This is a genomic window from Mycobacterium rhizamassiliense (assembly GCF_900157375.1).
Taxonomy (GTDB): Bacteria; Actinomycetota; Actinomycetes; order Mycobacteriales; family Mycobacteriaceae; genus Mycobacterium; species Mycobacterium rhizamassiliense.
Genome location: NZ_LT721901.1, coordinates 3480511 through 3499533, shown reverse-complemented (window position 1 = coordinate 3499533; position 19023 = coordinate 3480511). Strand labels below are relative to the sequence as shown.

The 19023-nt window shown below is 65.6% G+C and carries 13 protein-coding genes; 5 read left to right on the top strand and 8 right to left on the bottom strand.

Annotated elements, in window-relative coordinates:
* Positions 1-159: 159 nt before the first annotated feature.
* Positions 160-1278 carry an adenylate cyclase regulatory domain-containing protein gene (locus tag MRAB57_RS17060; protein WP_077088402.1) on the bottom strand — a complete coding sequence of 373 codons (1119 nt, stop codon included), beginning with the start codon at positions 1276-1278 and terminating at the stop codon, positions 160-162.
* A 40-nt stretch (positions 1279-1318) separates the two neighbouring features.
* Between MRAB57_RS17060 and MRAB57_RS17055 the strand changes: the two genes are divergently transcribed.
* Positions 1319-1825 carry a DNA-deoxyinosine glycosylase gene (locus tag MRAB57_RS17055; RefSeq protein ID WP_077088401.1) on the top strand — a complete coding sequence of 169 codons (507 nt, stop codon included), beginning with the start codon at positions 1319-1321 and terminating at the stop codon, positions 1823-1825.
* On the opposite strand, the gene MRAB57_RS17050 is transcribed toward MRAB57_RS17055, so the two are convergent.
* Complete coding sequence (locus MRAB57_RS17050) at positions 1820-3208, bottom strand: amidase (protein ID WP_077088400.1); 1389 nt, start codon at positions 3206-3208, stop codon at positions 1820-1822. The two genes, MRAB57_RS17055 and MRAB57_RS17050, sit on opposite strands and share 6 nt — an antisense overlap.
* A gap of 63 nt (positions 3209-3271) precedes the next feature.
* On the opposite strand from MRAB57_RS17050, the gene MRAB57_RS17045 reads away from it, so the two are divergent.
* Positions 3272-3700 carry an HIT family protein gene (locus MRAB57_RS17045; protein ID WP_077088399.1) on the top strand — a complete coding sequence of 143 codons (429 nt, stop codon included), beginning with the start codon at positions 3272-3274 and terminating at the stop codon, positions 3698-3700.
* 241 nt (positions 3701-3941) lie between these two features.
* Positions 3942-7883 (top strand): diguanylate cyclase domain-containing protein, encoded by a 3942-nt coding sequence (locus MRAB57_RS17040; protein ID WP_173813943.1) that lies wholly within the window; start codon positions 3942-3944, stop codon positions 7881-7883.
* On the opposite strand, the gene MRAB57_RS17035 is transcribed toward MRAB57_RS17040, so the two are convergent.
* From MRAB57_RS17035 to MRAB57_RS17025, 3 genes are read right to left on the bottom strand one after another with little or no spacing between them, the layout of a single operon-like run.
* On the bottom strand, positions 7880-8911 hold the full coding sequence (locus MRAB57_RS17035; protein WP_077088398.1) for an LLM class flavin-dependent oxidoreductase: 1032 nt from the start codon (positions 8909-8911) through the stop codon (positions 7880-7882). The two genes, MRAB57_RS17040 and MRAB57_RS17035, sit on opposite strands and share 4 nt — an antisense overlap.
* 39 nt (positions 8912-8950) lie before the next feature.
* Positions 8951-10081 (bottom strand): FAD-binding protein, encoded by a 1131-nt coding sequence (locus MRAB57_RS17030; protein ID WP_077088397.1) that lies wholly within the window; start codon positions 10079-10081, stop codon positions 8951-8953.
* On the bottom strand, positions 10078-10905 hold the full coding sequence (locus MRAB57_RS17025) for a uracil-DNA glycosylase (protein WP_077088396.1): 828 nt from the start codon (positions 10903-10905) through the stop codon (positions 10078-10080). Before MRAB57_RS17025 ends, MRAB57_RS17030 begins: the two co-directional genes overlap by 4 nt.
* A 71-nt stretch (positions 10906-10976) precedes the next feature.
* Between MRAB57_RS17025 and tap the strand changes: the two genes are divergently transcribed.
* Both tap and MRAB57_RS17015 read left to right on the top strand, forming a co-directional pair.
* Positions 10977-12224, top strand: a complete 1248-nt coding sequence (gene tap / locus MRAB57_RS17020) for a multidrug efflux MFS transporter Tap (protein WP_077088395.1) — start codon at positions 10977-10979, stop codon at positions 12222-12224.
* 36 nt (positions 12225-12260) lie between these two features.
* A complete protein-coding gene (locus tag MRAB57_RS17015; RefSeq protein ID WP_077088394.1) occupies positions 12261-13613 on the top strand; it encodes an FAD-binding oxidoreductase in 1353 nt (450 codons plus the stop codon).
* Between the two features lie 190 nt (positions 13614-13803).
* Here MRAB57_RS17015 and MRAB57_RS17010 read toward each other — a convergent pair whose 3' ends face one another.
* From MRAB57_RS17010 to MRAB57_RS17000, 3 genes are all read right to left on the bottom strand, one after another.
* Positions 13804-14331 (bottom strand): hypothetical protein, encoded by a 528-nt coding sequence (locus MRAB57_RS17010; RefSeq protein WP_083743441.1) that lies wholly within the window; start codon positions 14329-14331, stop codon positions 13804-13806.
* Complete coding sequence (locus MRAB57_RS17005; RefSeq protein WP_245836101.1) at positions 14328-15545, bottom strand: AAA family ATPase; 1218 nt, start codon at positions 15543-15545, stop codon at positions 14328-14330. The genes MRAB57_RS17010 and MRAB57_RS17005 overlap by 4 nt, the downstream gene beginning before the upstream one ends.
* An 87-nt stretch (positions 15546-15632) precedes the next feature.
* Positions 15633-18938: an NACHT domain-containing protein gene (locus MRAB57_RS17000; protein ID WP_157900620.1), complete on the bottom strand. Its 3306-nt coding sequence runs from the start codon at positions 18936-18938 to the stop codon at positions 15633-15635.
* Positions 18939-19023: the final 85 nt, after the last annotated feature.

Sequence of the window (19023 nt, the reverse complement as noted above, 5' to 3'; positions counted from 1 at the left end):
TGCGCAGATCCGAGGCGTATTTTTGAATGCGAAGCAGGCCCGGAAGCGACCAATTCAAAGCGCCGGAAAAGGGGACAGCAAGCCGGCCGCGTACGACCCGCGCAAGACGGAGTCGACGCCCCCCAGCGTCGCGCCGGGCCTGCCCTATGCCTTAAGGGACTAGCCGCGGCGCACCCGAAACAGCTTGACCTCGCTCTTGATGCCCTTGAGGCGCCGCGCGCTGGCGAACGAGCCCTGAAATGCACCGGTACCGGCCCGTTCTTGCAAGGCGTCCCAGACCGAATCCGCGACCAGCACGGTGCCCGGGCGCGCCACCCCGGTGACCCGGCTGGCCACGTTGACCGGGCTGCCGAACCAGTCGCCGGCCCTGCTGACGGCCATCCCGGACGCCACGCCCGCCCGCAGCCGCGGAAAGTCGTTGTCGCCATCGACGACCTCGACCAGTTTCAGGACGACGTCCAGCAACGGCGCCGGATCGGGACACACGAACATCACCGCGTCGCCGATCGTCTTGATGAACCGCACCGGCGGGGCGGTGATGTCGCGGGCCAGATCGGCCAGCCGGTTGGCCAGCTGCCCCAACTCCTCGGGTGACACCACCTCCCCGAGCTTGGTGAAGCCGACCAGGTCGGCGAAGGCGACGCTCACCTGGCGCGCCCCCGGCAGCGGCCTACCGGCGGCACGCTCGCCGGCGTTGACGGCCTCGGTCTCCATCATGTGGCGAAGATGCATGAAGAGCATGTCCTGGATCATCGGGCCGAGCATCGGCGCGATCTGGCCGACCAGAGCCTTGGACCCCTCGGCGATCTCGACCTCGGTGGCGCCCGGACGCATGATCGCCGAGAGCGCGGTGAAGCGCATGACCTCGGCGGCGCGCGACAGGCCTTCGGCGAGCACCCGCACGACGAGCACCACCTGATCGGGGTTGAGCCCCAACTCGACGAACCGTTGGGCGTACGCCGCGGTCTCGCCGTCGCCGCGCATGTGCACCGCCGCATCGGGGTCGTCCACCCGGGCTAGCCCGATGGCGCGCTGCACGCGCTGCAGCAGCCCCAGGTCGATGCCGTAGTTCTCGCTGATCTCGCGGGTCGACACGTAGGTGCCGTCGTCGCCGATGAGGTGGCGACTGGCCAGCAGCAGCGGCGGATTGGTCACCCGGATCTCGTCGAGGGTGATGCCCTCTTTCAGCAGCCACGCCACCAGCTCGGCGCGTTCGGTGCGCGCGGCACCGTCCAGGCCTTCGAGTAGATCGTCAATGTCGGGGACACCGTCGGCCATCTGGCCAACGTACAACGCCGGCGCGCGATGATGTGTTGCGATGAGTGCAGCGCTTCTCGAAGGGTTCCCGCCGGTCGTCGACGATCGGGCCGGGGTGCTGATCCTCGGCTCGTTTCCGAGCGCGCAGTCGCTGAGGCTGCGCCAGTACTACGCCAATCCGCGAAATGCGTTCTGGGCGATCACCGCTGAGCTTTTCGGATTCGACGCCGAGGCGCCGTATGACGCGCGGCTGGCCGCGTTGCGGTCCCACCGCGTCGCCCTCTGGGACGTACTGCACCGGTGCCGTCGGGCCGGCAGCTCAGACTCGGCATTCGACCCGAAGAGCTTGGTGGTCAACGACTTTGGCGCGCTGTTCGCGGAATACCCCACGATCACGCGGGTGTACTTCAACGGCGCCAAGGCGGCCGAGCTTTATCGCAGGCTGGCACCCAGGCCGGCATCTGTCGCGCAACGACTGGAATTTCAGCGGCTGCCGTCGACCAGCCCGGCGCACGCGACGCGGCCCGGCGTCAAGCTGGCGGCGTGGCGGGCGATAGTCGCCTCATGACACCGGAGGTCGCCGGTGCGCCCACGGCCGCGCGCGTTCGATCTGCGCGGACAGCGACAACAGCGTCGCCTCGTCGTAGGGCCGGCCGACGAGTTGCACCGACATCGGCAAGCCGTAGCCGTCGAGATCCCATGGCACCACCGCGGCCGGCTGGCCGGTGAGGTTCCACACCGGGAAATACGGAACCTGCTGGGAGACCGCGAGCAGCGTCGACACCCAGCCACGTTTGCGGTAAGCGCCGATGCGGGACGGTGGCGCGGTGGTGCCCGGCGTGAGGACGACGTCGACGTCGTCGAAGATCGACTGGATCTTGGCGCTCACCCGATCCTCGATGCCCCGCAGCTGCTCCATCCGCCGGTCGGAGAAAAACGACCCGGCGCGCGCCATGCTGCGGGTGCGCGATTCCAGCCGCTCCGGGTGCGCCTGCGCGTCGGCGTCGTCACTGATGCCCCGCAGGAAGCGGGGCAGGAAGTTCGCGTAGATCTGGGGCAGCGGATAGTCGGGGTCGGCGACGATGACCTCGTGGCCCAGGTCGCGCAGCAACGCGCCGGCCTGCTCGACGGCAGCCATCTGCTGTTGACCCGCCCGCACCGGAAGCGTTGGGACCTTGGTGCTCAAGGCAATTCGCAGCTTTCCGGGCTCGCGGCGGGCGGCGGCGACGAACTCGCCATCGGGTCCCGGCACCGTCGACGTCGCATCGAGAAACGTCGCCGCGTCCAGCACCGAACGCGCGATCGGGCCGTTGACGCTCAACCCTTGCCAGGCATTGTCGTGCGGTTCGACAGACACCCGATCACGTTGCGGTTTCAGGCCGTACAGGCCGCACCAGGATGACGGGATGCGAATCGAGCCGCCACCATCGGATCCCAGCGCCAGCGGCGCCAGACCCGCGGCGACCGCGGCACCGCTACCGCCGCTGCTCCCGCCCGGGCTGCGGCCCAGGTTCCACGGATTGCGCGTCGCACCGAACGTCAGCGACTCGGTGAAGGGGAAGATCATCAACTCGGGCACATTCGTCTTACCGAGGATGACGGCACCGGCCGCGCGCAATCGCCGCACCGCCTCGGCGTCGGAGGCCACCGCGGGTCCGTGACCGCCACTGCCGCACGCCGTCACCTCGCCGGCGACGTCGACGTCGTCCTTGATCGCGACCGGCACGCCGAGCAGCGGCAGCCGCTCACCGGCGTCGAGCAACTCCTGGGCCGCATCGGCCTCGTCGCGCGCGCTGTCGGTCAGCACCACGCGGTAGGAGCGCAGGTCGCTGTCCAAGCGCGCGATCCGTTCGAGATAGATCTCCAGCAGCTCAGGTGCGGTCACCGCACCATCGGCCAGCAGCTGCGCCTGCGCGGCCGCGCCGGCGAAGGCAAGATCGCGAGCGTCCACTGCGGCAGCGTATCCCCCGGCGGGCCCGAGATCGCCGCGGGACGCACCCAGTACCGTGGCGGCATGTCCTGCGTTTTCTGTGCGATCGTCGCCGGCGAGGCCCCGGCCATCCGGATCCATGAAGACGACGACTACCTGGCGATCCTCGACATCCGCCCGTTCACCCGGGGCCACACCCTGGTGGTGCCCAAGCGGCACACCGTCGACCTCACCGACACTCCCGCGCAGACATTGGCCGAGATGGTCGCCATCGGGCAGCGGATCGCCCGCGCGGCCCGCGCGGCGGAATTGGCCGACGCGACGAACATCGGGATCAACGACGGCCGCGCCGCCTTTCAGTCCGTATTCCACATCCACCTGCATGTATTGCCGCGCCGCAACGGCGACAAGCTGGCGGTCGCCAAGGGAATGGTGCTGCGCCGAGACCCCGACCGCGAGGCCACCGGTCAGATCCTGCGCGACGCGCTGGCGCGCATCGATGCGAACCCGTAAGATTCACGAAATCGATTTCGGGCCAAGGCTTTCGGGCTAGCCGGCAGCCTGATGCTGCCCGCCGATCCAGCAAACTTCGTGCCAGATGATGAAGCCGAGGCCTGCCCCCGCGGCGTTTTGGTACGCGCGTAAACGACAACGAGCTGAAAAAAGCGGTAGCAAACCCAATTCGGCGGTTTATTCTGCCCTAACGCGGTGAAGCTTCGCCTGTTCACCGCATGACGCAGACGGGGTGGCTGCTATGGGACGCGGGAAACGGAATCCGTGGCGGCGATTCCGGCTGCCCGCCCGCGTCGGCTGGCTCATCCTGGGGATTTACTCGCTGGCTGCCGGGCTGGTGGTCGCCTCCGGGCTCTGGGGTTGGGAGGGCAGCTACGAGACGCGGCCGGTCGACGACATCGCGGTGGTGATGTGCCTGGTCTTCACCGCGGCGTGCGCCGGTCACGCGGCCCGCCTGTCGGTCGGGCGCACCAGACTGGGCTGGCTGGCGCTGGTCACGGGCGTGCTGGGATGGGCGGTCGGTCAGTTCATCTGGGCCGTCTACGAGGCGCGGCCGGACCTGGAACACGCGACCCACCCGGCGGCCGCCGAGATCGTGCTCTGCCTGTGGCCCATCGGGGCCCTCGCGTCGTTGATCCTGATGTCCCAGGCGTCCCGGCACAGCCCGCGACGGCTGCTGCTGGACGGCGTGATCGTCACGACGTCGCTGTTCGTGGTGTCGTGGGTGTTCGTCCTGGACAAGCAGCTGCGCGAGCACAGCGATTCGCGGCCCGCGACGCTGGTGCACGTTTTCAACGACGTCATCCTGCTGACGACGGCGATCCTGATGCTGTCGCGGCGCCGCCCCAATGACCCGCCGAGCCGGACCCTGCTCGCCGCCGGGACCGCGACGATCAACATCTTCGACATCTTGACGGTGTTTCACAGCGGCGTCGGCAGCTATCACGCGACCGTGCTGGCCGACCTGGGCCGGGTGGCCGGGCTGGGACTGCTGGCGGTCGCGGCGCTGTCCAGCGTGAAAGAGCCACCCTTGCCGGCGTCGCAGAGTGAGAATTTGTCCCGGCCGCTGCTGTGGCTGCCGTACCTGCCGCTGGTGCTGGCCGCCGCGGTCGGCATGGGTCACGCGGTCGGCCTGATGAAACACGGCCCGATGCTCGCGGCGCTGACCATTCTCGTCATCGCGGTGCTCGCGCGGCAATTCGTCGTGCTCCTGGAAAACCAGAAGTTGTTGAAAGAGGTCGCCAGGGAAGCGTTTCGCGACAGCCTGACCGGGCTGCCCAACCGCGCCCACTTTTTGCATAGGCTGGACGAAGCGGTGGCCCGAAAAGGCCCGGACAGCAAGGCGATCGGGGTGCTATGGCTCGACCTCGACAATTTCAAATCCGTCAACGACGCGCTCGGCCATCCGGCGGGAGATGAGCTGCTGGTCTGGGTTGCGGGCCGGCTCACCACCGCCGTGGGCGACCTGGGCGCGGTCGCCCGCCTCGGCGGTGACGAATTCGCCGTCCTCGTCGAGGGTTCCGTCGAACAGACCCAAGCGACGGCGCAGCGAGTTCTGGAGGCCTTCAAGGCCGAGGTGGTGATCGAGAACGTTCCCATCGCGGTCCGGCCGAGCATCGGCTTCACGGTGGCCCCCGCGGCGGCCAACAGCTCCGCCGACCAGCTGATGCGCCACGCCGACTTGGCGATGTATGCCGCCAAACGCGAAGGCGGCCAATGCATCCGCAGCTTCGTGCCGGATCTGACGCTGCCCTTTACGGCTCCGGAGCCGGGCGGACCGGCGGGAGGCGTGGCCAGCCTGGCCGCCGGGGCGTCCGGCTCGCCCGCGCCCCGGGTGACAGCCCCGATCGCCCAGCTCGCGATGTCGACCGAAGACCCGCGCACCGATGTGCAGACGGCCATCCAGTGGCCGACCCCGGCGATCCGATTGGCCTTGCTGCTGTTGGCAGTTGGTGTGGCCGCCTTCGCCATCATGGGCACCCTCGACCCGCATGTCAGCCAGAGTCCGTTCGTCGCCAAGTTCCTATACTCCACGCTGAATGTGTTGGCGGCGGCGCTCATTGCGGTGCGCGCCTACCAGGTCAAGCCCGACCGGTTGGCGTGGGGGCTGATCGCGGCCGGCATGCTGTGCTCGGCGCTCGGCGACATCGTCTACGCCCTGTGGGTGCCGAATGGCCAGTCGCCCTCGGTGGCCGATCCGGAATACCTGGCGTTCTATCCGCTTGTCTACCTTGGTCTGCTGGTGCTCATCCGGGCGCGACTGAAGTGGGCGGCGCTTTCGGTGCGGCTCGATTCGCTGGTGTGCGGGCTGGCGATGGCCGCGGTGGCGGCGGCGCTGCGCGCGGGCCCCCTGCACGCGGCCGCGGCGCACCGGCCGGCGACGGTGCTGGTGGGCCTCATCTACCCGTGGGGCGACCTGGTGCTGTTGATTCTGGCCGCCGGGGTGGTGCCAATCCTGGGCTGGCGCAATGAATTCCGTCTGGCCTTGCTTATCGGAGGCTTGGTCGGTTTCGCGGTCGCGGACACGGAGTACCTTTTCGAGACCGCCGCGGGCTCGTACCGCGTCGGTTCCACCCTCGACGCCCTGTGGCCCGCCGCGTCGCTGTTGATGGCGATGGCCAGTTGGGCGCCCAGGTCGTCGGCGGCGGTGCCCACGCGACGCGCGCTCAGCTCCTATGCGGTGCCGCTGGCGTGCACGGCCGTTGCGCTCGGCGTCATTGTGTTGGGCCACAATTCGGTGCTCGCCGCCACCCTGGCCGCGTTCAGCCTCATCGCGGTCGCGGTGCGCTTCTCGGCGACCTTCCGCGACGTCAGCCTGGTGGCCGAAAGCCACAAGAGCGCCATGACCGACGAGTTGACCACGCTGCCCAACCGGCGCTCGCTGGCGACGTCCCTGACCGCGCAGTCCGGCCCCCCTGCGGGCGGACCCGAGTCGACGCTGAAGACCACATCACGCACCGCGCTGTTGCTGATGAACTTGTACGAGTTCCACGAAATCAACGACACGATCGATCGCCGTTTCGGCGACGAACTGGTGCGCCACATCGCGAATCGGCTCGCGAACAGCGTGCGGCGCGGGGATGTGCTGGCGCGGGTGGGCGACGACGAATTCGCCGTCCTGCTGACCGAAGGGGCCGACCTCATCGGCGCACGCGCGCAGGCGACCCGCCTGCTCGAGGTCTTGCGCAAGCCGTTCGCGCTGGACTCGATCACCGTGCGGGTCGACGCGTGCGTCGGTATTGCGCTGTGTCCAGACCATTGTGATCATCCGCAAGAACTGCTGAGTCGCGCCGAAACCGCAATTCCCTACGCCAAATTCGCCCTCAGCAAGATCGCCGTGTACGACTGCGCGTTCGACTCGCATCGCGAAAACGACCCCAGCCTGATCGACGAATTGCGCACCGCGCTGGTCAAGGGCAACGAGCCGACGCTGTACTACCAGCCCAAGATCAACGCGTTCGACGGCAGCGTGCACAGCGTCGAAGCGCTGCTGCGCTGGAACCACCCCAACCGCGGACTGCTGCACCCCGAGGAATTCCTGCCCGCCGCCGAAAGCGCCGGGCTGATGCGCAAGGTGGCCAACCGAACCCTCAAAGTCGCCCTCGAGCAGATCCAGACCTGGCGCCAGCAAGGCATCGCGTCGTCGGTGGCGGTGAACCTGTCGACGACGAACCTGATCGACCTCGACCTGGTCGGAACGATCGACTGGCTGCTGTGGACCCACAACCTGCCCGCGGACGCCCTGATCGTCGAGATCACCGAAAGCGCCCTCGTCGACTCGGCGCGATCCCGCAATACCGTGGCCGAACTGCAGCGCCGCGGTGTGCGGATCTCGCTCGACGACTACGGGACCGGCTGGTCGTCGCTGGCCCGCCTGCAGGACGTCTCGGTCGACGAGCTCAAACTCGACAGGGTGTTCGTGGCCAGGCTGGCCCACGACCCCCGGTCGGTCGCGATCGTGCGCTCCACGGTGGCGCTGGCGCACAGCCTCGGCGCCGACCTGGTGGCCGAGGGCGTCGAGGACGAATTCACCTTGAGCGCATTGCGCCGCTACGGCTGCACGATCAGCCAGGGTTTCGTGCACAGCCCGGCGGTGCCGCCGCACGAGCTGGAGCATTGGGTGCGCGCGCACGTCGCCGATCCCGATGCGCGTCAGGTCGAGCAGACCGGCGTCTGGGACTAGAACAGCTCCTTGGCAAGCAGCTCCAGCGTCGCGATGCGGGCCGGGGCGGTGGCCGGGTCGGTGCCGCGGTGGGCCGACGCGACGGGGTGGACCATCACCTCGTCGACGCCGAAGCGTTCGGCAAGGGCGCGCAGCTGGGCCGCGGCCTCCGAGGGCGCGCCGAGCACGGCGCGCTCGAGCCCGCTCTCGACTATTCGCTGCTGCTGGTCCGTCAGTTGCGCGACTTCGGCCTCCTCGACCAACGGCACCGGCCCCAGCGGCTGGCCGGTGCGCAGCCTCGCCATCATCTGCAAGTTGGGTAGCATCAAAGCCGTTGCCTCGTCGCGTGTTTCGGCCACCGCGGCGTTCACCGTCAGGAATGTCACCGGCTCGGGCGCGGCGGCGCTCGGCTTGAAGCGGGACCGGTAGAGCTCGAGCGCCTCCTCGGTGCCCTGCCCGGAGAAGTGGTGGGCGAACACGTAGGGCAGCCCCTTGGCCGCGGCCAGGTGCGCCGAATACATCGACGAGCCCAGCAGCCACAGGCGCGGTTCGCTTGCGGCCGCGGGGGTCGCCTTGAGCTGGTAGTCGCCGGAGCGCAGCGGAACGCGCACACCGCGGGCGCTCATCAGCGCCACCACGTCGTCGAGATATTCGGGGAAGTTCTCGATGTCACGGTCGTCCCGCCCACCGCGCAGGGCATATGAGGTCACCGGGTCGGAGCCGGGCGCGCGGCCGATGCCCAGGTCGATCCGGCCGGGGGCGGCGGCTTCCAGCAGCGCGAACTGCTCGGCGACTGCCAGCGGCGCGTGGTTGGGCAGCATCACCCCGCCGGACCCGAGCCGCAGCCGCGCGGTCTGCGCGGCCAGGTAGGCAAGCAGCACCGGCGGGCTGGTGGCGCCAACGGACGGCATGTTGTGGTGTTCGGCGACCCAGTAGCGGGTGAAGCCCAACCGGTCGGCGGTCTGCGCCAACTGCACGGTGGCCGCCAGCGCGTCGCCGGTGGACTGGTCGGTGCGCACCGGCACGAGGTCTAGGACGGAAAGGCGCACGAAGACCTCAACGCCCGTCGTAACGGGAACGTTCCCGGCTCAGTAGTCCGGCAGGGTGATCGAGTGCACGATCGCGTCGAACTGCTCCTGCGATATCGGGGCGCCGCCCGGGATGTTGTCGGTGGCCAGGAATTGGGTGCGTTCGATATAGGCGTGAAAACGCTTGAAGTAATTGATGAAGGCGCTGCCGTGGTCGATCCACTCCCCCTGCGTCGCGGCCTTCAGCTCGCCGGCCAGGAGGTAGGCGCCCAGCAAGGCAACACTGGTTCCCTGGCCCGACAGCGGCGAACAGCAGTAGCCGGCGTCGCCGACCAGGGCCACCCTGCCGATCGACCAGTGATCCATCACGATCTGCGACATCTCGTCGAAGTAGAAATCCGGCGCGGCCCGCATGTACTCCAGCAGCTGCGGCCGGATCCAGCCGTCGCCGGCCATCCGCCGTTCCACTTCGGCGATCTGTGCTTCGGTGTCGCGGTAGTCGACACGCAGGTCGGTGTCCATGAAACCGAGCATCGCCCGCGCCTCAGAGTTGTTGCGCGCGCTATACACCCCGGCCATCGTGGTGTCCCCGTAGTGCCACATCTGCCAGTGGTCCAGGTTCAGGACGTTGGGGACGGTGAAGATCGCCGCGTAGGTGCCGAGCCTCTTGATGAAGCGTTCCTCGGGCCCGAAGACCAGGCGGCGCACGTTGGAGTGCAGGCCGTCGGCGCCGATGACCAGATCGAAACTGCGCGACGCTCCACTCTCAAAGGTCACCTCGACGAGCTCGCCGCGGTTGTCCAGTTCGGCGATGCTGTCGCCGAACAGGTACTCGGTCCTGGGCAGCGTCGCCTCGTAAAGCAGCTCGACCAAATCGTCGCGCAGCAGCTCGATGTCGGGGTTGTCGATCAGGCCGCCGGTGGGCGTCGACTCGGTGTCGCGGGACAGCTCGTTGCCGTCGCGGTCGACGACCGACGACCCGCGGATTCCGGTCTTGAGTTCGGCAGCCGCGGCCAACAGGCCCATGCGTTCGAGCACTCCCAGCGCCGGGCCCCGCACATCGATCGCTTGGCCCCCCGGCCGCAACCCGGGGTGGCGCTCCACCACCGTCGCCGAAAACCCGTGCTGGCAAAGCCAATACGCCAACGTCGTGCCGGCGACACTGGCACCGGAGATCAAGACCTCAGTCACCGAATCCCTGCCTGCTTCCTGGCCGCGCCGAATACGTCGTCGAGCATCGCCGGAGTCAACCTACCGGTAAACATGTTTTGCTGGCTGGGGTGGTAGCAACCGAGCAACCGCTTGCCGGAGGGCAGCTCGGCCACCACGCCGTGCCCGAACCGCGGCTTGGGTATACCGGCGATGCCCGGTAGCCGCAGCGCGACCTGCCACGCGAAACCGCCCAGCGCCACGATGACCCGGACGTGCTCGGACACCAGCAGCCATTCCGCGTCCAGCCACGGCGAGCACGTCGTCCGTTCCGCCGGCGTCGGCGCATTGCCCGGCGGCGCGCACCGCACCGGAGCGACGATCCGAATCTTCTTGGCGCGCAAGCCGTCTGCGGCATCGACACTGGTCGGCTGGTTCACCAGCCCGGCCCGATGCAGGGCCGCGTACAGCTGGTCGCCGGAGCGGTCGCCGGTGAACATACGTCCGGTCCGGTTGGCCCCGTTCGCGGCGGGCGCCAACCCGACGATCAGCAGCCGCGGCTGCTCGGATCCCCAACCCGGCACCGGGCGTCCCCAGTACGGCTGATCGGCGAAGCTGCGGCGCTTGACCTCCGCCACCTCTTCACGCCACGTGACCAGCCTCGGGCAAGCCCGGCACACACTGCTCTGCGCGTCCAGTTCGGCTATCGAAACCGCCCGGCCGGCCAGCCCGGAAACCTGCGCGGCGTCGCGCGCGACCGCCGTCTGCGCGGTGGCCGGATCGCCCGGCCATCCGGTACCGGGCTCGACGGGCGAATCGAACAGCTGGCCGGTACGCGGGTGAGCGAGCACATGAACATCCTGCATTCAACGGACCGTGATGGTGAAATTCGATGGTCCCAATAGCCTTTAGACGTTAAATTCAGCCGCGATATCCCATGACAAACACCGCCCGCGGCCCCGCTTTCCTCATCCTGTTCGCCACGCTGATGGCGACCGCGGGTACCGGCATTTCGTTGGTCGCGTTCCCGTGGCTGGCGCTGCAGCACCACAACAGCGCGAGCGACGCGTCGATCGTGGCCGCCGCTATGACGCTGCCGCTAGTGCTCTCGACGCTGGTTGCCGGCACCGCGGTCGACTTCTTCGGCCGCCGCCGGGTTTCACTCGTCTCCGACTCGCTGTCCGGCACCGCGGTCGCGGCCGTCCCGCTGCTCGCGTCGTGGGTCGGGGCGGACGCGATCAACGTCGCCGAGCTGGCCGTGTTGGCTTTCTTTTCGGCCACTTTCGATCCGGCCGGGACGACGGCACGCCAGTCGATGCTGCCCGAGGCCGCCGCCCGCGCCCGCTGGTCGCTGGACCGCACCAACAGCGTGTACGAGGCGATCCTCAACCTGGCCTACATCGTGGGCCCGGGGATCGGTGGTCTGATGATCGCCGCGGTCGGTGGCATCAATACGATGTGGGTCACGGCGGGCTGTTTTGGGTTGTCGTTCTTGGCAATTGGCGCGCTGCGGCTCGACGGCACCGGCGCGCCGCACCGCGCGACCAGACCCGAAGGGCTGATATCCGGTGTGGCCGAAGGGATGCGGTTCGTCTGGAGGCTGCGGGTGTTGCGGACGCTCGGCCTGATCGATCTGGTCGTCACCGCGTTGTACCTGCCGATGGAGAGCGTGCTGTTCCCGAAGTACTTCAGCGACCACCACCAACCCCAGCAGCTGGGCTGGGCGCTGGCGGCGCTCGGGGTCGGCGGCGTAGTGGGTGCGCTCGGGTATGCGGTGTTGGCCAACCGCACGCGGCGACGCACGGCCGTGCTGACCGCGACCCTCGCCTTCGGCGCCGCGTCGGTCGGCATCGCGTTCCTGCCGCCGCTGCCGGTGATCCTGGTGCTGTGCGGGGTGACCGGCCTGGTCTACGGCCCGATCCAGCCGATCTACAACTACATGATGCAGACCCGGGCGCCGCATCATCTGCGCGGTCGCGTGGTCGGGGTGATGACGGGGTTGATGTATGCCGCGGGCCCCCTGGGCCTGCTGGTGGCCGGCCCCCTGGCCGACGCCGCCGGGCTGCGGATTACCTTCCTGGCGCTCGCGGTGCCCATCCTGGTCGTCGGCCTCATCGCGTGCGGGCTGCCGTCGCTGCGCGAACTGGATCGCGCGCCGGACTTTGCTGAGGACTCCACGCCGTAAAATCGGCCCGTGAGCGCCACAGTCAATGCAGACACGATGGCCGGCCTGATCGCCGCCCTGCCCGAGGGAATGGTGGTCACCGATCCGGCGATCACCGAGGGCTACCGACAAGACCGCGCCTTCGACCCGTCGGCCGGCACCCCGCTGGCCGTGGTCCGGCCCCGCTGCACCGAGGACGTGCAGACGGTGCTGCGCTGGGCCACCGCCCACCGGGTGCCCGTCGTCCCCCGCGGGGCCGGCAGCGGGCTGTCCGGCGGGGCGACGGCGCTGGCCAACGGGATTGTGCTGTCGACGGAGAAGATGCGCGACATCACCGTCGACCCGGTCACCCGCACCGCGGTGTGCCAGCCCGGCCTGTTCAACGCCGAGGTGAAGAAGGCCGTCGCCGAATACGGCCTGTGGTATCCGCCCGACCCTTCGTCGTACGAGATCTGCAGCATCGGCGGCAACATCGCCACCAACGCGGGCGGCCTGTGCTGTGTGAAATACGGCGTCACCACCGACTACGTGCTGGGCATGCAGGTGGTGCTGGCCGACGGCACCGCGGTCCGGCTCGGCGGCCCGCGGTTGAAAGACGTGGCGGGGCTGTCGCTGACCAAGCTGTTCGTCGGCAGCGAGGGCACGCTGGGCATCGTCACCGAGGTGACGTTGCGGCTGCTGCCCGCGCAGAACACGTCGAGCGTGGTGGTGGCGACGTTCGCCTCGGTCGAATCGGCGGTCGACGCGGTGCTCGGCGTCGCGGCGCGGTTGCGGCCCGCGATGCTGGAATTCATGGACTCGGTGGCGATCAACGCCGTCGAGGACACGCTGCGGATGGACCTGGACCGCGGCGCGGCTGCGATGCTGGTGGCCGGCTCCGACGAGCGCGGCCGCGCGAGCGGTGAGGACGCCGAAGTGATCGCGGCGGTGTTCGCTGAGAACGATGCAACGGACGTTTTCAGCACCGACGATCCGGACGAGGGCGAGGCGTTCGTCGCCGCGCGCCGGTTCTGCATCCCGGCCGTCGAGGCCAAGGGGTCGCTGCTGCTCGAAGACGTCGGGGTACCCCTTCCGGCGCTGGGCCGGCTGGTCACCGGGATCGCGCGGATCGCCGAGGAGCGCGACCTGATGATCTCGGTGATCGCGCACGCCGGCGACGGCAACACCCACCCGCTGATCGTCTACGACCCCGCCGACGCCGCGATGGCCGAGCGGGCGCATCTCGCGTTCGGCGAGATCATGGATCTGGCCGTCGACCTGGGCGGAACGATCACCGGCGAACACGGCATCGGCCGCCTGAAGCGCCCGTGGCTGGACGGCTACCTGGGCCCCGACGTGATGGCGCTGAACCAGCGCATCAAGCACGCGCTGGACCCGCTCGGCATCCTGAATCCCGGCGCGGCGATTTAGCTCTTTGTGTCGCGGGTGCCCGGCTGGCCGGGCCACCGATCGACGAATTTGCGGCTGATGTCGGCGGCGAACAGCACCCTCCTACCTGCGACGCTAAGAATCGGCAACAAGATGGCGGACGTGTTTTGCCATTGTCGCGTTGGACCCGAGGACGGATCTCGGCCTGTTGAAGGGTCGCATCGGCCGGTAGCTACTTCTTACGAAGTCGATTTCGAATTGCCTCCGCGTGCTTCGCCGGTAGGTGCGGCCTGTACGCGTTGAACTTACCGTCAGTGGTCCAGATATCGACAGCAGCAAAGGACCGCGTTCGCGCGTATCGATCGCGTTCGACAAGGATTGTCAAGTCGCCCGCTCCTAACGCCTTCGTCGCGAAGTGGTTAACCAGCGTCGTACCGGTTCCATTGCCGACCAATAACTCTCGAATGAACTCGCCGTTCCATGCAAGGTCGTGCAGGATCCAAGGCGGCTCATCCGAAGCAGCGAGTTCGAGTGCCTTATGGAAACGCACAGCGACCGGGTGCGGATCCGAGCATTGGACGATGAAGTTGCCAGTCTCGACGATGGTTGTTATTGGCAGAACGAACCTTACGCCATTCGCATAGCGCACCTTAAATTCGTCTCCGAAGTGGGCAGATTCCTGCGCGGTCGTTCTACCCGGGACTTCTATGAGGTGGCAAAATACTGAGGTGTCGATGAACTCGACGCGCGGTCGCATCATGACTTGAAGATTTCTGCCAGCGCTGCACGTGCAGCATCGGCGTTGACTTTTCCAGGCCGCAGGCGGTCATGAACCGCGCTGTCGCCCAACGATGTGCGTCCGACAACCTCGAAGTAGTCAGGAAAGTCCGTTAGCCGGTCAACACGGCTCCATCCAGTCGTCTTGTCGCGGCTGGCAACCACTACAGACTCGTGATCGGCGCCCGTTAGGGCGTCGAGCAGCGGTGGGCTATGTGTAGTCGCGACCGTGCGGATATTCCGCTCAGCAGCAACACTTTTGATTCGCTCGAGCAAGACGGACGCTTGCGATGGGTGTAATCCGCTTTCAATTTCCTCAACGACAAGCAGTCGGCCACGTTGAATCGTCTTGGACAATGACACCGGCTGCTTGTCGAGCAACGCTGCCGTAATCGCAAGGAATCGCAGGGTGCCGTCACTCATTAGGCGCGCGGGGACCGGGCGGACCTGTCCGCCCATCATTTCCTTCACGACCACCATGACGTCGCCGAGTGAGCTTGTAGCCCACGTCAGCTCCGACACTTGAGCCTCGGATAACGACCTTGTCATCTCCAGAAGCGTTTCCTGCACAGCCCGTTCCGAGGCAAGACGTTTCAGCGAGGCGGACAGGTTGTCTGCGTTTCGCCGCAACGCTGCATCGCGTTCAGGCACGTACTCGCGCATCTGATGCGGATCGGGGTCGAGGATGAATATTCCCGAGATCGCAGAGAGCACGATTTCGGCCACCTCGTGAACCCTGCGTCCCGCAGCCGATGTCGCCGGGACTCTCGTCGCCGCCTGTGACGTTAGTAGCTGAGTGGACCGCATGGCGATCGCCGGGTTCACTCCTCGCTTGCCGTTGTGCCACCTCACTTGTAGATCCGACGAGTGCGGATCGGGTGGATCCGACCTCAGGTAATCGACCCGACCCGCTGATCCGCGCGATGACCAGAGGTGCTCAGAGATAATTGCTAACCGCGGCGAGACTTGGATTTCCAAATCCAGTGAGTATTGGGATCCAGCATGACTAACGGTACATCCCAGCTGAAAGGCATTGGTACCCAATGGGGCACAGCCTTCGGATCCCCCCCTCACTACAGGGCCGTCGTGACCACCATCAAGGGAATCACGCAGGTCTCCACCCTCAGCGAGCGCTGATAGAACTGCCAACCCATCGATGACGTTCGACTTACCCGACCCGTTGCGGCCCGCAATCACCGTCAAGGAGTCGATCGGAATCACAGCGTCGCGAAGGCTCTTGAACTCCGGCAGTCTCAGTTCTGTCAGTTCAGCGGTCGACACAGATCACTCCTCTGGCCTAGTTCTCGGTCCGGTCCATCGATCGTCGACGCCAACCGGCTCAGCGAACCAGTTCTCATGGCCAGCAACGACAGAAACGGGATCCAAAGGCGATAACATCCGGTCCTCAACACTTTCTACTGCACGTTGTACGAGATCCCCGGGCCATTCGTGAGGCCGCTTCAAGACTCTCTCCGCAAGCGTCGCACTTAGCGCCCCCAGCTTGATTTCGCTCGCCCATCCTCCGGCTGGTAATCCGGCACGAATGCCTTTGAAAGTCTCGAACTTGAATACGCGCCCACCACGAGAGGCTAGGACGAGACCGCGAAGGTCGCCAATTTCCGCCGACAGCACTTCGTCGTGCATAGCAGCGAGTCGCTTATCGATCCACACAATACTGCCCTCTGTGGACACTGCGCGAACCATCCACAGGGCCTTCGGGGACAGGATGATTCGGTTCAACCGCAAGGCATCTTGCAACACTAACTCTCGACCGATTGAGTATTTCCGAAACTGACGTATAGCATCCCGCATCCCCACGAAGTGTCTTGGAGCAAGGGCGTCGATAGCCTCTCCAAGTTGAGGTGCAAGCTCGATGACCGTTCCCGACGAGGCGACAGTGAGAAGTGAGAAGAGCCAGGATCGAAGCTCGAAGTCTCCCTCATGTGCGTTGAGCTGTTGCTTCCACCAAGAGGCGTCCTTGCGATGGGTCCTAGCCTCGGACTCTCGCGCGAGGGCCACTTGCAATCCGGGGCGCTCGCTCGCCACGGAGCCCCCCAGTTGATCGAGGTTGATGGCTTCGGGGATGATTGCGACTCCTTGACGAAGCACCCACCCATCGCCCCAGACTTCGGCAACTCTAGTCAGTCGACGCCGCCAGTCGTCAACCTTCAAGTTGATCGACCTCTGAGGGAGCACCTCCATAGCGCATTCGACGACAGCAGACAGAATTGCACCCCGGCTCTTCCCGCGTAACCTGGTCCGAGACAGACCCCGTTCTGCCGGTCTTATAGGAGCGCCCGACCGCATCATCGCAATGACTCCGCTAATCACCATCCGTCCAACTGGAAGCCCGCGATTCGTGACGCGGTATGCCTCCGCAGCGCCGTCATTTATTTCTGCTTTGACGATGCCGAGAATGTCATCACTGAAGCCTGAGTATCCACCGGCGGACAAAAGCACTGTCGCCCAACAGGAGTCAGACTTGTAGTTGCTGAGTATCGACATCAATCGCTGCTCGCGGTCCCGATTGAGGTCGCCAAGAACACCGAGATCGCTTGCGATCTTAAGCCATTCAGTGGTTTCATCATATCGATCCCACCACCAATCGGTCAGATCGTCGTGCTTATTTGCGTGACGCCGCAGACTGGCGACGAGCGCTGATGCAATACCCGGCTCGGGATTATTTAACAAGCGCGCCTGCAGGTGGCGCAGCGCTTGCTGCCGGCCCGCACGATCTGAAAACTCAAGCGCAGCGCCCGCGACGTCTAGTAGGCCATCCTCGGCGAGGACTACGCCTGGGCCGTCCAAAACAAAGTCGACGATTTCCTGAATCGGGCTATCTTTTTGGCCTTCGTATGTTCGATCGTTCAAGAAAAGCGTTGCGGCCGTTCGCAATATCGGGTGCAGGCCGAAAAATCCATCAGCCGCAATGTCTTCGAGCACCGACCGCATGCCGCGAACTTCGCCTTTCGAATACATGCCGACGAAAAACCTGCTGACATTGGACCAGTAGGGCCTCTTAAGCAGCGCGATGAGGCAATCGTCTCGGGAGTCGCGGCCGGCTTCGTCGAAGAGGTAGACGGCGGCGAAGTATTCCCTTAAGGATTGAACGTCGAATTGGAACTCGCCGGAACCCGGATCACGCTCGACAAGACACAAGACGCGGGTCGTTAGCGCCGAGAACAACTCGCGCGCGAGTGCCTGGCCGTCTTTGCGCCCTTCGAGGTGTCGTTCCAATACCGCCTTCAGTTCTGTTCGCTTGATAGATCCCGAACTCGTACCCTCCTCTGCGCGACTGTGGATGTACCAGCCGATGTAGGCGTGTATGTCTTCGATTACCTGCCGTTCTTCGGCGAGCAGCGGCTCCTTGTCTTCAGTCTGCTCCCGGTCAAGGAAGGTTTTGAAGTACTCGGAATACAAATCAGTGCGCCGTTGGGGCAGCAACTGGCGACGCTGCAATAAGTGAAGCAGGATCGCGAGCTGCATTGGATACGAGGCAAGTTCACGAATGTGCGGTAAGTTCTGGTTCTCCAAGAACGTACTTTGAAGTCTCTCCGCAGCCTGCTCCGACAGCTTGGCCACCACTGCCCAGCGTTGCAGGTACTGCAACCGCAAGCCAAAGGTGAGTCGCCGAAGGTTCAGCTTCGGAAACTTGTCAGAAGACCAGAGAAGTGAAGTTACTCCGCCTGGCCGCGTTGCGACTAACATTGTGAGATCGTGAGCATCAACGTTTAGTCGGACGTGCGTGTCGACAATTTGCGAGCTCACTAGTTCTCGAAACTTCAAATTCGCGACCTCGTCGAGGCCGTCAAACGCAAGTAGAACTGGTCTCGTTGATACGAGAAAGCCAAGGTCTTCGACAGTGAACGAACGGCCGCCACTGACGCGCCCGAGGTTTTCTGCTATGTACTCTTCGATGGTCTTCCAGGGCTCCTCAGCCCGCGGTCGGGATCTCTTACGCCTCTGCTTATCGTCAGACTTTAATGAAGCCGCTCTACTGGCCCAATTCGCATAGTCGCGCAGGTCGAGCCGGATTGGAACTCGTCGCAGCGAAGTGAGCTCTTGCAGCTGCTGCTCCTGGCCCGTGTACTCCTCGTTCCCAAGTAGCCGTGCGCGATAGAACTGACAGATGTATTGCAACAGAGTGGATTTGCCCTGGCCAGGGCCTCCGACAAGTAGCGCGTTACTTTTCCAGCCCGGGTTTAGTAACGCCTGCGCGGCGCCCGTCACGACATAACCGTCCGCCGACTCGTCTGACGTTGAGTCCCCGGGGGCATCCTTCGCTATCCGCATCATAAGCTCAGCGACAGCAGCGTCGATTTTACACGCGAACGGCACATCGACGAACATTGAGTCGACGGACGGGCCATGTAGTTCGGCCTGTTCGAAGAGCACTTTGTCTTCGCGTGCGTAACGATTTGCAATGTACTTCTGGATAGTCGTGTCTATATCACTGCGACGCTTCGCCTGTTTCTCATGCGCCTGACGCATAGCAACAAGGTCATCGACGCTGTACGCTGCACCGTTGTTGGCGTCGACCATGCCGTGGTGCGTCGGGCATAAAAGGATGAGATTGTCGTACTGGTGCAATTTTGCACCTGGGTAATCCGGGTCATAGCGCGGCCCGCCAACTCTATAAGAGCGGATATGAGCTTGCTGACCTACCGGGTTGGTA

Coding starts and splice junctions, on each gene's coding strand:
- MRAB57_RS17055 (WP_077088401.1), top strand. CDS start 1,319: ATGAGTGCAGCGCTTCTCGAAGGGTTCCCGCCGGTCGTCGACGATCGG.
- MRAB57_RS17060 (WP_077088402.1), bottom strand. CDS start 1,278: ATGGCCGACGGTGTCCCCGACATTGACGATCTACTCGAAGGCCTGGAC.
- tap (WP_077088395.1), top strand. CDS start 10,977: ATGACAAACACCGCCCGCGGCCCCGCTTTCCTCATCCTGTTCGCCACG.
- MRAB57_RS17015 (WP_077088394.1), top strand. CDS start 12,261: ATGGCCGGCCTGATCGCCGCCCTGCCCGAGGGAATGGTGGTCACCGAT.
- MRAB57_RS17010 (WP_083743441.1), bottom strand. CDS start 14,331: ATGATGCGACCGCGCGTCGAGTTCATCGACACCTCAGTATTTTGCCAC.
- MRAB57_RS17025 (WP_077088396.1), bottom strand. CDS start 10,905: ATGCAGGATGTTCATGTGCTCGCTCACCCGCGTACCGGCCAGCTGTTC.
- MRAB57_RS17045 (WP_077088399.1), top strand. CDS start 3,272: ATGTCCTGCGTTTTCTGTGCGATCGTCGCCGGCGAGGCCCCGGCCATC.
- MRAB57_RS17040 (WP_173813943.1), top strand. CDS start 3,942: ATGGGACGCGGGAAACGGAATCCGTGGCGGCGATTCCGGCTGCCCGCC.